The organism is Brevibacillus centrosporus, assembly GCF_003710815.1.
Classification (GTDB): Bacteria; Bacillota; Bacilli; order Brevibacillales; family Brevibacillaceae; genus Brevibacillus; species Brevibacillus centrosporus.
The window spans coordinates 64,937-80,418 of record NZ_RHHP01000003.1 but is presented as its reverse complement, the minus strand read 5'-3'; the positions used below and the strand labels follow the sequence as shown (position 1 = coordinate 80,418).

The 15,482-nt window shown below is 51.3% G+C and carries 15 protein-coding genes, 2 pseudogenes and 1 other annotated feature; of the genes and pseudogenes, 15 read left to right on the top strand and 2 right to left on the bottom strand.

Translation table 11 applies throughout. The features are described from left to right. The first annotated feature begins 70 nt into the window (after window positions 1-70). From EDM55_RS04815 to EDM55_RS04780, 8 genes and pseudogenes are all read left to right on the top strand, one after another. A complete protein-coding gene (locus EDM55_RS04815; RefSeq protein WP_122959832.1) occupies window positions 71-448 on the top strand; it encodes a VOC family protein in 378 nt (125 codons plus the stop codon). Window positions 449-535: 87 nt separating this feature from the next. Beyond that, window positions 536-1,027: a ferritin-like domain-containing protein gene (locus EDM55_RS04810; protein WP_092266170.1), complete on the top strand. Its 492-nt coding sequence runs from the start codon at window positions 536-538 to the stop codon at window positions 1,025-1,027. A gap of 174 nt (window positions 1,028-1,201) precedes the next feature. After that, complete coding sequence (locus tag EDM55_RS04805; protein ID WP_122924298.1) at window positions 1,202-1,882, top strand: queuosine precursor transporter; 681 nt, start codon at window positions 1,202-1,204, stop codon at window positions 1,880-1,882. Between the two features lie 241 nt (window positions 1,883-2,123). Next, window positions 2,124-3,320: an MFS transporter gene (locus tag EDM55_RS04800; protein WP_122959738.1), complete on the top strand. Its 1,197-nt coding sequence runs from the start codon at window positions 2,124-2,126 to the stop codon at window positions 3,318-3,320. Window positions 3,321-3,536: 216 nt separating this feature from the next. After that, window positions 3,537-4,268 carry an IclR family transcriptional regulator gene (locus EDM55_RS04795; RefSeq protein WP_092266167.1) on the top strand — a complete coding sequence of 244 codons (732 nt, stop codon included), beginning with the start codon at window positions 3,537-3,539 and terminating at the stop codon, window positions 4,266-4,268. Window positions 4,269-4,286: 18 nt separating this feature from the next. Then, window positions 4,287-5,204 (top strand): annotated as a pseudogene (locus EDM55_RS30735) (dihydroorotase); the annotation flags it as partial. A 17-nt stretch (window positions 5,205-5,221) separates the two neighbouring features. Continuing rightward, window positions 5,222-6,205 (top strand): annotated as a pseudogene (locus tag EDM55_RS04785) (sodium:solute symporter family protein); the annotation flags it as partial. Between the two features lie 215 nt (window positions 6,206-6,420). Continuing rightward, on the top strand, window positions 6,421-6,636 hold the full coding sequence (locus tag EDM55_RS04780) for a hypothetical protein (RefSeq protein WP_122959735.1): 216 nt from the start codon (window positions 6,421-6,423) through the stop codon (window positions 6,634-6,636). 69 nt (window positions 6,637-6,705) lie between these two features. On the opposite strand, the gene trpS is transcribed toward EDM55_RS04780, so the two are convergent. Next, window positions 6,706-7,695: a tryptophan--tRNA ligase gene (trpS, locus tag EDM55_RS04775; RefSeq protein WP_122959734.1), complete on the bottom strand. Its 990-nt coding sequence runs from the start codon at window positions 7,693-7,695 to the stop codon at window positions 6,706-6,708. Between the two features lie 79 nt (window positions 7,696-7,774). After that, window positions 7,775-8,038, bottom strand: a binding site (T-box leader). A 130-nt stretch (window positions 8,039-8,168) separates the two neighbouring features. Here trpS and EDM55_RS04770 point away from each other — a divergent pair. From EDM55_RS04770 to EDM55_RS04750, 5 genes are all read left to right on the top strand, one after another. Continuing rightward, complete coding sequence (locus tag EDM55_RS04770) at window positions 8,169-8,750, top strand: TetR/AcrR family transcriptional regulator (protein ID WP_122959733.1); 582 nt, start codon at window positions 8,169-8,171, stop codon at window positions 8,748-8,750. 28 nt (window positions 8,751-8,778) lie between these two features. Continuing rightward, a complete protein-coding gene (locus EDM55_RS04765) occupies window positions 8,779-9,315 on the top strand; it encodes an HXXEE domain-containing protein (RefSeq protein WP_092266159.1) in 537 nt (178 codons plus the stop codon). A 71-nt stretch (window positions 9,316-9,386) separates the two neighbouring features. Beyond that, on the top strand, window positions 9,387-10,685 hold the full coding sequence (locus tag EDM55_RS04760) for a helix-turn-helix domain-containing protein (protein WP_092266158.1): 1,299 nt from the start codon (window positions 9,387-9,389) through the stop codon (window positions 10,683-10,685). A 143-nt stretch (window positions 10,686-10,828) separates the two neighbouring features. Beyond that, window positions 10,829-12,058, top strand: coding sequence for a Zn-dependent hydrolase (locus EDM55_RS04755; protein ID WP_092266157.1), 1,230 nt, complete (start codon window positions 10,829-10,831; stop codon window positions 12,056-12,058). A 36-nt stretch (window positions 12,059-12,094) separates the two neighbouring features. Beyond that, the gene (locus tag EDM55_RS04750) at window positions 12,095-13,282 is read left to right on the top strand and encodes a M20 family metallopeptidase (protein WP_092266156.1); all 1,188 of its coding nucleotides are present in this window, start codon (window positions 12,095-12,097) and stop codon (window positions 13,280-13,282) included. Between the two features lie 66 nt (window positions 13,283-13,348). Here the strand turns inward: EDM55_RS04750 and EDM55_RS04745 are convergent, their stop codons facing one another. Next, complete coding sequence (locus tag EDM55_RS04745; protein ID WP_092266155.1) at window positions 13,349-13,945, bottom strand: MerR family transcriptional regulator; 597 nt, start codon at window positions 13,943-13,945, stop codon at window positions 13,349-13,351. A 247-nt stretch (window positions 13,946-14,192) separates the two neighbouring features. Between EDM55_RS04745 and EDM55_RS04740 the strand changes: the two genes are divergently transcribed. Continuing rightward, window positions 14,193-14,387 carry a DUF2642 domain-containing protein gene (locus EDM55_RS04740; protein WP_092266154.1) on the top strand — a complete coding sequence of 65 codons (195 nt, stop codon included), beginning with the start codon at window positions 14,193-14,195 and terminating at the stop codon, window positions 14,385-14,387. A 241-nt stretch (window positions 14,388-14,628) separates the two neighbouring features. Beyond that, window positions 14,629-15,324, top strand: a complete 696-nt coding sequence (locus tag EDM55_RS04735) for a metal-dependent hydrolase (protein WP_122959732.1) — start codon at window positions 14,629-14,631, stop codon at window positions 15,322-15,324. Window positions 15,325-15,482 lie beyond the last annotated feature (158 nt).

The window sequence follows — 15,482 nt, the reverse complement described above, 5'->3', positions numbered from 1 at the left end:
TCAAGGAATCGGCTCATTTGTCACGAATTGGTTAAGAAAGAGAGGAGGCGTTCACTTGAGGATCTACGAGATGACCATACAGTTCCGTGTCGCCGATATGGAGAGGGGGCAGCACTGGTACCAGATGCTGCTTCAACGCGAGCCGGATTTTATTCCACATGAAGGGTTCGCAGAATGGGAGCTGATCCCGGGCTGCTGGCTGCAGGTAGCAGAAGGAGAGCAAGCCACGGGCTGCGGTCCGCTGCGGCTAGGCGTAGAGAGCTTGGAGGTAGAACGAGAGCGCGTGATTCACGAGCTGCAGGTAGAGTGGTTTGAGATATACCAGAGGGAGGAAGTGCCAGTTAAATGGGCCACCTTCGCCGATCCCTGGGGGAATCGCATCGGCTTTTTTGAGTACCACGAAGACTTTGAAAAAGTGGAAAGATTGGCTAAGTTCGCATCAAGATGAAGCATCTGGTAAAAAGGGACAGGAACGGGTCAGGCTCCCATTCAATCATAGGCGAATAACTTGTTAAAAAAGAAAGGGTGTTCTCCGATGAATGGCTATTGGTACGGCCCTTATGCCTACGCTTCCTACCAACCGTTCATGCAGCACGATGACCACGGCCAAGAACAGGAACGGATGCAAACCGTTCTTCGACTTATCCAAGAAGCGATTGCTGGTGAAAGACATGACGAGCTTTTTTACGACTATTTGCTCAGCGTTGCTCCTACCGAACAAGAAAAGCAGGTCATTACAGGGATCCGAAATGACGAGCGAAAGCACAATAGTTACTTCCGGCAAATTTACACGCAACTGACGGGCCAGCGTCCGCGGGTGAGTGAAGAGGGTGAAACCTTTCAGAAGCCAGCAAGCTATCTGGATGGGATTGAGCAAGCACTGATGGGTGAGTTGAAGGCGTTTGAGAAATATCGAGTGATTTACAAATACATTCCCGTTCAATATCGTGATACCATTTTCGAAATCATGACCGATGAGATGAAGCATGCCAGTTATTACAACTGGCTGTACGCGAAAAATAAATGATGGAGTCGTCCGTAACGGCAAATAGCTGTTACGGGCTTTTTTTGTTTTTTTGTTTTCTGGATCGATGAAGGATCAGGATTGCCAAGGCATATGAAAAAAAGTACAATGATGAAATGCCCAAAAAGGGCCGCGGTTCGTAAACTCCCGCGTTATCAAAACTAGGAGGCATTATCTATGTTTAATGTGCTGTTGGGAGTGGGATTTGCCCTGGTAAACTACGGGCTCTTTCTGCTCTGCTACCGCCTGTTCGGGAGAATGGGGTTGTATGCGTGGCTTGGAATGGCTACTGTGCTAGCCAATATTCAAGTTGTCAAAACGATCGAGATGTTCGGACTGGTGATGACGCTGGGAAACACGATTTATGCGTCGATCTATTTGACAAGCGATCTTTTGAATGAAAAATACGGCGAGAAGGCCGCCAAGAAAGTCGTCTGGTTTGGATTTTTTACCTTGATTGCGACGACGATCATCATGCAGCTTGTTCTGCTGTTCGAGCCGCAAGCATCGGATATTTCCCAGCCAGCCTTGAAAACGATATTCGGGCTCATGCCGCAAGTAGCTTTGGGAAGTCTGTGCGCGTATTTTATCAGTCAGTTCGTGGATGTGAAAATTTACTCCTGGCTGAAACGAAAGTGTCCCGGACGCAATCAGCTTTGGATTCGGAATAACGGCAGCACGCTGGTCAGTCAGCTGCTTGACTCCATCATTTTTTGCACCATTGCTTTTTGGGGCGTGTACCCGATGGATGTATGGTGGGAGATCCTGTTGACTACGTATTTGATCAAATTCCTCGTATCTGCGGCGTCGACGCCAATCCTGTATATCGCTCGCAATATGAAAGTGCCCGAGGAGTAAGAGCAGCTCCGTTTGGGAGAAAAAGGCATGCAGGCCTCCTCGCAGGCAAGCATGCTTTTTTATTGATATTCATATGGCGGATTGATCTATGGCGGCTCTAACTGGACAATTTAATTACTTAGGTATATAATGCTGCACGTGGAGCTGCCTCCGCTACGGGTCCCTATGAGCAAGCATGGGGAATGGATGAGCAGAACAAAGTAATTTTCGGTATATTCTAACAATAAAGGGAGGATGCGCCATGAGTTGGAGAAGAAATGCGAGAATCCTCTGGATCTGCAACTTTATCATTTCAGGCTCGATGAGTATGATTATGCCCTTTCTCCCACTGTTCCTGATGGATATGGGAGTGCCTCATGGGAAGGAAGTCAGTATGTGGACCGGGATGATTTTCTCGGCCACTTTTTTGTCTGCGGCGATTATGGCGCCGGTATGGGGGGCTGTAGCGGACAAATACGGCCAGAAGACAAATCTGGTAAGAGCAGGGATTGGGATGGGGATCATCAACATCCTGATGTTTTTCACCACGACTCCGTTGTATTTGCTCGTTTTGCGCTTTGTGTTCGGATTTTTCTCCGGCTTTATCACGGTATCTTACTCTTACTTATCGAAGACGACGCCGAGGGAGGAGCTCGGGAAGGCAATCGGTTTTCTTTATACGGGCGGAATGAGCGGCGGGATTATCGGACCGCTGTTTGGAGGGGCTCTGTCCGACTGGTTTGGGTATCATACCGTCTTTGCTGTCACGGGGGGCTTGATGATCATAACGGTGCTTCTGGTGCAGTGGCTTCTGCCTCCTGATCGGGTAGAGGTCGCAGCAGGGGAAGTAAGAAAAACAGGCACGTTTCGCGAAGTTTTGGCCAATCCCAATCTGACAATCCTGTTTTTTGCGACCTTTGCCATCCAGACAGCGACGATGAGCACCAGCTCCATGATGTCCATCTTTGTGCGATCGATTGTAGGTGATGTGAACAATCTGGCGTTTCTCGCGGGATTGGTCACCTCCGTTACAGGCATCGCGAACATCATCGGTTCTCCTATACTGGGGAGGCTGGGGGACAGGTTTGGTCAGAGCAAGATTCTCCCCATTATCATGTTTTGCACAGGGCTGGTCATTTTTCAACAGGTCTGGACAGATTCCATTTATCCGCTGTATGCCTGGAGATTTTGCCAAGGACTGTTGCTCGGGGGGATGCTTCCTTCGATTCAGACACTGATCAAAAAGCGTTCGCCTGACTTCATTTCGGGAAGGTCGTATGGTTTGAACTCAAGCTGCCAATTTCTCGGCAACTTGACAGGGCCTTTGATCGGCGGTTTTATCGCTGGTCATTTCTCGGTGTCGTATGTGTTTGTCTTTTCTGGTCTAGTCCTTATGCTGGGGTCGGCCATCGTAAAATGGAGAATCCCGCTTCGAGGAGAAAACAAAAAAGCAGCGTAAAGCCCCATCCGACAAGGATGGCGGCTTTTTTTTTGCGCTTTATTTTCTGGCAAATGAAAAAATGAGTTGTGTTTTGGATTCCCCGTACGCTATAGTAAATACACAAAATTTAATAACTGATAATCAATTATCGAATATTGATAATGGTACGTGATCCGCTCATGTGCTAATCTGTTAGGAGGGAGATCACTAGAAGAAAGAAGGATACACATACCGATGAGTGCTGAAAAGACATTAGACATTTTGGATTTATTTGATTTTGATACAAGAGCGTTGAGCGTTCCGCAGATCGCTGACAAGCTGGGTCAGCCCCAGAGCTCTGTTTACCGTCATTTGCGGCTGCTGAAAGAAAAAGGCTACGTCATGGAATCGGCCAATGGCCACTACAGCTTGGGTTACCGCTTTTTGAAACTGGCGAAAATCGTTCGTTTGGACATGAACATATCCGCAATTGCGCAGCCGGTCATGAGACAGCTGACGAAAGATACGGGAGAGACGTCGATTCTTTTGGTTCACTCCAATCTGCAGGCAGTTTGCCTCGAGGCCGTCCCTTCGCATCAGCCGATCAAGGTTTCCTCGGAGCAAGGACAAATCGTCCCTCTGTATGGCGGCGCCTCTTCCAAAGCGCTGCTGGCCTATTTGGGAGAGGAGGTCCTCGAAGGCTTGTTCGCTGAGGGACATGTCCGCAAGCACACCGATCAGACGATTACGGATCTGGCTGCCTTGCGAGCAGACCTCGTTGATATACGAGCAAAAGGCTATGCCTTCTCGGACGGCGAGATCGACGAAGGAGTCGTGTCCTACGGTGTACCCATCCTAGATTCCAATCAGCAAGTAGCCGCATCGCTGAGCATCGCGGGACCGCGTGACCGAATGCTCGAGAAGGACGGAAAAGAACTGGTTGCCATGCTGAAAGCAGCTGTGGAGTCGATCCAGCGCTATCTGTAAAGATAGGTGGGAGACATAATGGAGAAGTACGATTTGGTAGTACGAGGCAAGATTGTTGGCGAAGACCGCGTGATTTCGGGACAGATCGGGGTAAAGGATGGCAAGATCGCGACCATCCAGCCTGCGGGTGAGCAGCTTCTGGGAGACAAGGTACTCGATTTTGAAAACGCTTATGTGTTCCCAGGTACCATTGATGTGCACGTCCACTGTTTCAGTAATCCGAAAGAGGGCTTCATTCCGACAAGCATGTCCGCGGCAGCAGGAGGCATCACGACTTTTTTAGACATGCCCTACGACCTGCCGAATCCCATTTCCAATGTAGAAATCTTTGAAAAAAAGGTACAACAGCTCGAGAAAGAAGCCGTTGTCGACATCTGCTTGTGGGGAACGATCTCCAAAACAGGCGGTACCGAACAGATCGTGCCGCTTGCAGAAGCAGGAGCCGTTGCCTTTAAAATGTCGACCTTCGAGACGGATGCCTATCGCTTCCCGCGCATTCCCGATCCAGAGATCCTCAAGGCGATGCAGCTGATCGAACAGACAGGCTTGCGGGCAGCCTTCCACTCGGAAAACGACGAGATTATCGTAGATATGATCGATGAATACAAACAGGCGAACAAGGTATATCCAAAAGCGCACAACGAGACGCGCCCGCCTCTGACGGAGACGAGTGCTGTGCTCAAACTGATGGAATTCGCGTACTGGACAGGCGTCAAGCTGCACATCGTCCATGTGAGCCATCCTCGTACCATCGATTTGATCAAGCAGTTCAAAGCTCAAGGCGTAAAAGTGACCTGCGAGACCTGCTACCCGTACCTGCTGCTGGATATAAACGCTCTGGATGAGTTTGGTCCAAAAGCGAAAAACAACCCGCCGCTGCGTCATCCGGAGGAAGTAGCAGGACTGTGGCAGCATCTGGAGGCAGGCGATATCGAGCTGATCTCCTCTGACCACGGAGAGGGAAGGACATGGGGATGGAGCAGTGGGCGATTGGTGGCCGTGGCTTCGGCAGCTTGTTTGTCTTCCTGCTGCTTGCGGGTGAAACCTACTCGGTCTTTACCTTGCTCGGTACCAGCGGTCTTGCTTACTCGAAAGGGGCAGTCGGCTTTTATCTGATCGCCTTTACGACCCTGGGCGCGATGACCTCCTATTGGCTCTTGCCTCCGATCTGGAAATATGCCAAAAAGCATAATCTGGTGTCCCAATCGGAGTTCTTCGCCTCGAAATACGACAGCCCGATTTTGGGTGTGTTCGTAACGATCGTCGGGGTTGTAGCGCTGGTTCCTTATATTGTCCTCTTGTTTAAATCGATGGGGATTCTCGTATCCGCTACATCCTATGGAGCGATATCTCCTAGTGTCGCGATTCTGATCGGGATGGTGGCGCTGGTGGTGTACGTGATGATTTCCGGTATTCACGGATCGGCATGGACTTCTACCGTCAAAGATTTTCTCATTTTCTTTGTGATCCTGTTCCTCGGAATCTATTTGCCTATCCATTACCACGGTAGCTTTCAACAGATGTTTGAAGCCGTGAACACAGCCAAAGAAGGCATTCTGACCTTGCCTGAAAAAGGCATGAGCCTAAGCTGGTTCATTTCAACAGTCGCGATCAGTGCGTTTGGCTATTTCATGTGGCCGCACAATGCGCCGACGATCTTTGCCGCCAAAAGTGCTCGAACCTTCCGAACCAATGCGATTCTCCTTCCGCTGTATGCCCTGATGATCCTGTTTGTTTACTTCGTCGGATTCACCGCGATTGTGGAAGTGCCGGGCTTGGTGGGGGCAGATGGCGACTACGCCCTGCTGAAGCTATCGATGAAGACCTTTGATCCTTGGTTTGTCGGTATCATCGGTGCGACAGGTCTGTTGTCCACGCTGGTACCAGGCTCCATGATGCTGATGTCGACGGCAACCATGCTAACCAAGAATGTATACGGTTTTGCGTTTCATCAAGCTGCAATACAGAGCGGGTGCGAGCTGTGTCACGAGCGAGAAGGACGTGAGGTACAGCGTTGCCAGCGTGTTGTTCTCGCCGAGAGCCATTCCTCCACATACGAGAGACAGGAGAACGACAAACACTTTGGCTACCTTTGCCGAATTCTTTTCCTCTGCCTGCGGTCGAATGAGCCATTACCAAGCAGGGAGCGTTTTTGGGGATTTTCTTTGGGGTAGGGATCGTGGTCTACATGACCTTTACCAAAACGACGATGGCGATGCTGTTTGCAGGAATGCCGCAGTGGATTCAGGATTTGAACAACGGGGTATTCGCCCTGGTGGTCAATGTTATCGTGATGCTGGTGGCGAGCCTCGCTACGAGAAAAGTAACCGAGCCGGGACAGATGACGGTTTCGGAAACAACGAAGTAAAGACTGACCGAATAGCAAAAAGACGGGCTACAGAGATGTCTCTGCCCGTCTTTTTCGTTTTCTCCTCGATTATCCGAGGCGAGCCATACCCATTGCTTTTTCCACGCGATGAAGCACTTTGTTTGCTGTTTCGCTCGCCTTTTCGGCACCTTTTGTGAGGATATCGTCCAGCTCGGAGGTCTGGATCAGCTGATTGTAGCGGTCTTGGATCGGACGCAGGGTCTCTACCACGACTTCAGCCAGATCGCCTTTGAAAGCGCCGTAGCCTTTTCCTTCGTACATCGACGCGATCTCTTCCAGCGACTTGCCAGAGCAAAGCGAGTAGATGGTCATCAGGTTCGATACGGCAGGCTTTTCGGCTTTGTCGTAGCGTACCGCGCTGTCAGAGTCGGTCTGCGCGCGCTTGATCTTTTTTGTGATGGTATCCGGGTCATCCAGCATGGAGATGAATCCGCCTACGTTGGAGTCGGATTTGCTCATTTTCTTCGTGCCGTCTTGCAGGGACATGATGCGTGCGCCTGTTTCCGGCAAGCGAATTTCGGGGATCTTGAAGACTTCGCTGTAGCGGTTGTTGAAACGGGTCGCCAGGTCGCGGGTCAGCTCCAGATGCTGCTTTTGGTCTTCGCCAACCGGCACGAAGTCGGTGTCGTACAAAAGAATGTCTGCTGCCATCAGCGGCGGGTAAGCCAAGAGACCGCCAGGAATAGATTCACCGCGCCCGTCGGATTTGTCTTTGAACTGGGTCATGCGCTCCAGCTCGCCGAGGTAGGAGGTGCAGAGCATGATCCAGCCCAGCTTGGCATGAGCAGGCACTTCGGATTGGATGAACAGGGTCACCTTTTCAGGATCGAGGCCGACAGCCAGATAGAGGGCAGCCAGGCGACGGATGTTTTCGCGCAGAACGGCAGGGTCTTGCGGAACCGTGATCGCATGCTGGTCCACGATGCAGTAAAAGCAGTTGAATTCTTCCTGGAGGGGTACGAAATGCTTCATGGCGCCCAGGTAGTTGCCCAAGGTCAGAATACCGCTGGGCTGAATGCCGGAGAAAATGGTTTTCATAGTGGTGAAGCTCCTTTCTTGTTTCCCATAGTCGTTTGGAGAAAAGCTCACATAAATACAAAAAGGTCCATCCGCCCTGGACAGGGACGAATGAACCGTGGTGCCACCCTTGTTATTTCACGCACACAAAAAGTCATGCGCAAAATCTCTTAACCCGTACCTATGATACGGTGTCCGATGATAACGTACGGACGAATACGCCAGAGCCTACTGTCGCCAGCAAAAAAGCGGGTTCGGTCTGGAGCTCGGAAGCCCATTCAACATCCACTTGACACTGATTCGCACCAACCATCAGCTCTCTGAAGTCTCATCAATGCCTACTCTTCTTCCTCATTGCCATCAAATGTTTCCCTTTGAGCAATCATTTTACCTAGTGATTTTGAAAAAAGCAAGGGGTACTTGACTGGTGATCCAGATAATGTAAAACTAACTATATAGTTATATAACTTTAGAGTTACTTTTGAGGTGAACACATGACACAAGCGAAAGTCCGAAAAGGAGAGATGAGCCGTGCGCGCCTGTTGCAAGCAGCGGCATCCGAATTTGCTGCCAAGGGCTACCATCGCACCCGAGTCAGTGACATCGTTCGCCAGGCTGGTTTGACGCAGGCAGCGTTTTACTTGTATTTCGAAAGCAAGGAATTGCTCTACCAGGAGCTCATGGATCGTTTTTTCAAAAAGCTTTGGGAGCTATCCGATGCAGGACGCAAAGTCACACCGTTGAAGTCGCACGAGGTGCAGAGCAGATTGAAGGAAAATCTGCTGGACTTGTTTCGCTTTTTCATGGAGATGCCAGAGCTGACCACTATCGTATTGACTCAAGCGGAGGGGGAAGACCTGCATCGCAGGCTGGCTGGGATCGTAGCTGACAATCTGCGGAGAAATCAGGAGGCAGGTCATGTGAAGGCAAATTTGTCTGTCGAGGTCACGGCTGAATCCATAGTGGCGATGCTGCATCGGCTGACCATTCGCTTTTTGCTGACAGGAGAAAAGACGGCGGAGCAGCTCGCAGATGAAGCCGTGGCTCTGTTGGCGGGCGGTATGCTTCAAGCCTAATCGAATCAAGCATGGGAGGCGTAGTGTGATGCTGGAGGTAACGAGCTGGATTTGGCTCTTGCTGGTCGTTTTTGTCTTGCATGACATGGAAGAATTGATCGTCGTAGAAGAGTGGCTGGGAAAATACAATGGGGTCGTCATCAAGAAAGCTCCGCGCTGGTTCAAAGGGATGGTCGAGCCGTCGTTGACCATGAGCACGGCGCAGTTTGCAGTAGCGGTCACCTGTATCTTCGTAGTGCTGGCTTCCGCTGTCATACTCACCATTTTCACTTGGGAAGAGAGAACGTTTCTGCCATTTTTTCTCGTCTGCCTACACGTACTTTTCCTGCACAGCTTTACCCACATCGGTCAGAGTCTTCTGCTGCGCACATACACGCCAGGTGTGGTGACTGCAGTTACTTTGACGCTGCCCTACGGCTTATTCGCGTATAGCCGCTTGTTCACAGAGGGAGTGATTACCTGGTCGATGGTGTTCAGCACGCTGCCGTACGTCGTTTTGATCATCCCGCTCCTGTATGGCGCCCATCGTTTGGGGCAGTTTGTCAGCAAGCCAAAGGATACGTAAGAAGCAAGCGTTTCCTCGCAAACGCATATCTGCTATCGTAAAAGAAACATCGAAGGAAAGAAGGGCACGCCTTGAAGCTACGTCTAGGGGTCTTGGGCGCGGACGATTCCTTGGAGATTATCGAGTCTGTCACACGAGAATTTTCGGAATTGGAATGTCTGAAAATCGTCTATTGGAAGGAAGAAGACATCGTTGATTTACTAGAGCCGCACGTTCACGATGCGGATATGTGGCTATTTTCCGGTAAAGTACCGTACAGCTTGGTGAAGGCATGGGGGAAGGTGAAGGTCCCCATGGCGTATGTCCCGCATATGGGGGCAAGCCTTTATCGAACACTGCTTTATTTGTCCCATCAACAAAATATCCGGGTTCAGGATGTCAGCTTCGATACGTTTTCTGTCGATGAGCTGGACCTGTTTCTGCAGGAAGCAGGGATCGAGGGCGGTCATCGCTGGCTCAAGCATTACGATGGCGTGATCACGGCAGGCGAGCTCGCTGACTACCATGAGCAGCTGTGGAAGGAAGGCAAGACCCGTGCGGCGGTGACCTGCTTGCGTACAGCTGATTTGGAGCTGCGGGAAAGGGGAGTACCCGTGCATCGTGTCCTTCCGACTCGTTCAGGTGTGCAGGCAGTGATCCACATGCTGCTGAGAACCAATGAAATGCTGCACTTCAAAGACACACAGATCGCGGTGCAGATGATGGAGATCGACCCGTTCCGCGAGCTGGCAGGAGGCACGTTTGCGACAGACGACTGGCAAAATGCGGAAATCAAGACGATGGAAAAGCTGCTGCGCTACGCCAAGCATTTGCACGGCTCTTTAAAAACAGCGGGACCGGGACGCTATGCCATCTTTACGACCCGAGGCATTTTGCAGAACGCGACGACTGGCTTTACGACGATGCCGGATCTGGAGGAAGGCTTTGGAATCGAGGCGGACGCTGTCACATGCGGGATCGGGATTGGCAAGACGGCCAACGAAGCGGAAATCCATGCGGGAACGGCTTTGCTCCATGCCAAGGAGAGAGGGGCTGCCAACTGGATGGTGTTTTTTGACGACAAGAGCATTGTTGGCCCATTGGGCAGCAGTGAGCAGCTGTCCTACAGCAGTGTCTCTGCACGGCTGCAGAAGCTCGGCGAACAAACATCGCTCAGCGTGCTCACCTTATCCAAGCTGGACTCGATTCTCCGTAAGCGAAAGACCATGGAGATCAATGCCCATGAGCTGGCGCAGTCGATGCAAATCTTGCCGCGCAGCGCTCGCCGAATCCTCATGGAGCTGGAATCCAAAGGGCTCGCGAAGGTGGTTGGAGAAGAAAGCCCGAATCCGCGGGGACGTCCTCGCAAAGTTTACCGGATTACGTGGTAGCTTTCTAGAAAAAATCCGAATCGACAACTCGGGTTATCCTTTTCAAAATAGACAGACTACTATACAATTAAAGGACATAACCGAAAATCAACCGTTATTAAAGAATCGACGTAAAAAATAGACGTACGAGGAGGTGCTTCATCTTGATCAATGCGGATCGTTTGTGGGACCGATTGATGCAGCTGAGTTCCATTGGTACTCAGGAAGTGGGAGGAATCACGAGGCTGTCTTTTTCCCCGGAAGAGCGTGCAGCCAAAGACCTGGTTACAGGATTCATGAAAGAAGCGGGACTCTCTGTGAGAGAAGATGAGGTAGGCAATCTGATCGGCCGCAAAGAGGGAACAAACCCAAATGCTCCTGTGGTATTGATTGGTTCTCACCTGGACTCGGTACCGAGCGGAGGGAATTTCGATGGACCGCTCGGCGTGCTCTCCGGTGTCGAAGCGCTGCAAACCATGAATGAGCAGGGCGTTGAGACCGAGCATCCCATCGAAGTGATTGCTTTTACAGATGAAGAAGGTACCCGCTTTGGCTACGGAATGATCGGCAGCCGCGGTATTGCGGGCTTGCTGAAAGAGGACGAGCTGGTCAGTCGGGACGAAGCAGGGATTTCGATTGCCGAAGCGATGGCAAACGTCGGCCTGGACCCAGCTCAGATCAGCAAGGCAGCGAGAGAGCCTGGCAGCGTAAAGGCGTACGTGGAGCTGCACATCGAGCAAGGAAAAGTACTGGAAAGCCGCGATCTGTCTGTCGGAATCGTCAGTGGGGTAGCAGGTCCGCTCTGGCTGAAGTTCATTCTGGAGGGCGAGGCCGGTCACGCAGGTGCCACGCCGATGAACATGAGAAAAGACCCGTTGGCAGCAGCAGCAGAAGTGATGCTCGTCATCGAGCGCCAGGCAGCTCGTCAGGAAATCAGTGTCGGAACAGTCGGAAAGCTGCAGGTTTTCCCGGGAGGCGTCAACATCATTCCGGGACGCGTAGAATTTACGCTGGACTTGCGGGACGTGGATATTCAGGTGCGTGATCAGGTGGAGCAAGCGATCATGGCCGAAGCAGAAGCGATCTGTGCCAAACGTGGTGTCAAGCTGCAAGTAGAACTGCTGCAGCGGATCAATCCAGCTGTGTGCTCCGAGGAAATTCGATCGGCGATCCAGGCTGCGTGTGCGGCCGAGGGACTCGAGACGATTACCCTTCCAAGCGGGGCTGGACACGATTGCATGCAGCTTACCGAGCTGTGTCCCGTGGGGATGATCTTCGCCAGATCCAAGGATGGTATCAGTCACAATCCGGCGGAGTATACGAGCAAAGAAGATTGTGGGAACGGCGCACAAGTCCTGTATCGTACCGTGCTTTCTTTGGCGAGTGGGAAATAAGCGATAAACGAGAGGCATTTGGAGGAGGAGAAGGAAATGACAGTAGCAGCAGAGCTAAACCAAGCGGTAGAGCAGGTCAAGCAACAAGTAATTGAATGGCGGCGTTATTTGCACCAGCATCCAGAACTGTCCTTTCACGAAGAGAAGACGGCGCAGTTCATCTATGATATCTTGTCGACCTTTGACAATCTGGAGCTCTCACGTCCAACCAAAAACAGTGTCATGGCACGTCTGATCGGCTCCCAGCCGGGCAAGGTGCTGGCGATGCGCGCGGATATTGACGCGCTTGCGATCACGGAGGAAAACACGTTCGATTTCATCTCCACAAACCCGGGTGTCATGCATGCTTGTGGTCATGACGGGCATACCTCCATGCTGCTCGGAACGGCCAAGATCCTGTCTGGCATGAAGGATAAAATCAAAGGGGAAGTGCGCTTTTTCTTTCAGCATGCTGAGGAAATCTATCCGGGCGGCGCAGAAGAAATGGTGCAAGCAGGCGTAATGGACGGCGTTGACCTGGTGATCGGTACCCATCTGTGGTCGACGATGGAGTACGGAACCATCGGGATCTGCCCTGGACCGATGATGGCAGCCCCTGATACGTTCTGGATCAACGTGTATGGGAAAGGCGGTCACGCAGCACTTCCGCATCAAACCATCGACAGCATCGCGATTGCGTCGCAGGTCGTAACCAACCTGCAGCATATCGTCTCCCGCACTACCGATCCATTGGACAATCTGGTGCTCTCTGTGACCAAGTTCGTGGGCGGTACGACGCACAACGTCATTCCGGGAGCTGTAGAAATTTGCGGAACGGTGCGCAGCTTTGACAAAGAATTGCGCGAGACAGTGCCAAAGCTCATGGAGCGTGTAATCAAAGGGATTACCGAGGCGCATGGTGCAACCTATGAATTCACCTATGAATTTGGCTATCGTCCAGTCATCAATGATGCCGAAGTAACCCAGTTGATGGAAGACGTCGTCGTAGAAGCTCTGGGAGCTGAGTGGGTTGATCATATGCGCCCGAACATGGGCGGGGAAGACTTCTCGGCCTTCCAGCAAAAAGCTCCGGGCTGCTTCTTCTACGTAGGAGCAGGCAACAAGGAGAAAGGCATCACCTATCCACATCACCATCCACGTTTTACGATCGACGAGGATGCGCTTGCGGTAGGCGTAAAAATGTTCGTCCATGCTGCGAGAAAAATCGTGATGGAAGTGGAATAAACACGCAGCAACAGTTATGATCAGCCTCCTGTCCTTTGCGACGGGAGGTTTTTTCTTGTCCTTTGGCTATTGCATGCGAAACAGCTTGTGCCAGATCGAGGTTTTGCGCTGCTCGTCCTTCATTTTGGCGAGCTGTACCTTGGCGTCCATGATATCGTTCATCGCTTTCAGCAACCGTCGATCCCGTTCCTTCAGGCTGGAGCGGATATAGGCTTCCTGCTTTTCTACACGTTCTACCAAAGCGTGATGGGCTGCGTCCTGCTGCTGGACGTGAGCGGCAAGGGCATGCAGCTTTTCCTCCCAGTTGTTGGTTTGAACAGGAGCGGGTACGGAGGCAGGAACACTCAACGCAGGAGCGAGTGTGACAGCGGTCTCTTGCTGTGCAAGCATCGGACCATCAGTCACATGATTGACGACCATGAGGGCCGCTTGCTCCTGTGGGAAGAGCTGGTCCTTGGTTAAACGGTAAAAGCGCTGCAGTACGGCAACATCCAGCTGCCTGTACTCCCGCCGGTTTTGGCTGTCTCGCAAAAACCAGTAGCCATGCTGTTCGAGCAGCATGCTCCACTTTCTCAGCGTGCTTGCACCAATCCCCAGCATTTCTGCAACCTCTCTGCCGCTGTACGTGCGTTCCCGTGCCACAAGCTCAATGACATTTCCCATCGTTCATCCCTCCAGTCTTTCTTCCTTCCATCTTCCATACGGTTTCTGGATAGATGGTGGTTTTCCTGTAACGAATCGTGCGACAAATTCCTGCAGTGTTCGTACAAATACCGGCGGACTGTGATGAAAGTCGTGGAATCGGGACAGATGATGTAGGGGTACAAGTACATTTTCTGTCCTTCTCCGCTTTTGCTCTAGTAGGGCTACGCCAAATGTACATAGGATGCTGTAGAAGGAGGGATTGACTATGGCATTTAGTGACCAGGTGAAGAAGCTTCAAGGAAAAAATGTAAGAGTAGAAACGGTACGTGGCAATTTTTTTGGACGACTGGTTGAAGTAAAATCGACGACATTGATCCTCCGCGAGCATGACAATAATCGCAGGACCATTATTCGCGATTCCAAAATTATTGCGGTAACCGAACACGACCCTAACTGCTAAGAGAGTAGACCGGGCATGCTGACAAAGCCTGCATGGTCCCTCGAGCTGTCGAGCAATCGGCAGCTTTTTTCGTACAGTAAGAATTTATAGGATTCTTAGCCAGTATAAGTGCAACTAAGGCTTTGCCAAGGCATGGCGAGATGGCGGCACATTTGCGCCCGTGCAGTGGATTTTATTCCCACCCCCCTTCGTGGTAACATAGTAGGGAGATTGAAAGACTACGAAGAAGGTAGGGGAAACGATGTTAGATGTAAGGTTTCACGGACATTCTTCCGTTCAATTGACTGCAGAAGGACACTCCATCATGATCGATCCGTTCATCACGGGAAATGGTCAGGCGACAACAAAGCTGGAAGACATCCAGGTGCAGTATATTTTGCTGACTCACGGTCACCAGGATCATATTCTGGATGCGGTCGAGCTGGCAAAGGCCAATGATGCGACGATCGTGGCGACGCATGAGCTGGCGACCTACTTGGCTTGGCAAGGCGCCAAAACGATCGGGATGAACCTCGGCGGAACGGTTACGCTACCGTTTGGTAAAGTAAAAATGACCCAAGCCTTCCACAGCTCAGGGGTTGTTTTGGACGATCAAAAACAGATCGTGTACATGGGAATGCCAGGTGGCTTTGTCATTGAAATCGGTGGCAAAACCGTCTACCATGCAGGGGATACAGGTCTCTTCGGCGATATGAAGCTGATTGGTGATCGCCACGATATCGATCTTGCCTTTCTGCCGATCGGTGACCACTTCACGATGGGTCCAGAAGATGCACTGACAGCTGCAGAGTGGGTGAAAGCAGATTATGTGATTCCGATTCACTACGACACCTTCCCACCGATCAAGCAAGATGGCGAAGCGTTTGTAGCAGAGCTGGCGGAGAAGGATATTCGCGGGAAAGCATTGAAGCCAGGAGAATCGTTGCGTTTGTCGTAAGGCACGCGAGCGTGAAAAGCCGTCTTCCTTTGCGAGAGGAAGGCGGCTTCTTTTGTACAGTAAGAATTTATAAGATTCTTAGCCAGTATAAGTGCAACATAGTGAGACTTCGAACGAAGAGAGTTAGCGAGACTTGTGCCCTTTGGGTACTAAGCCTC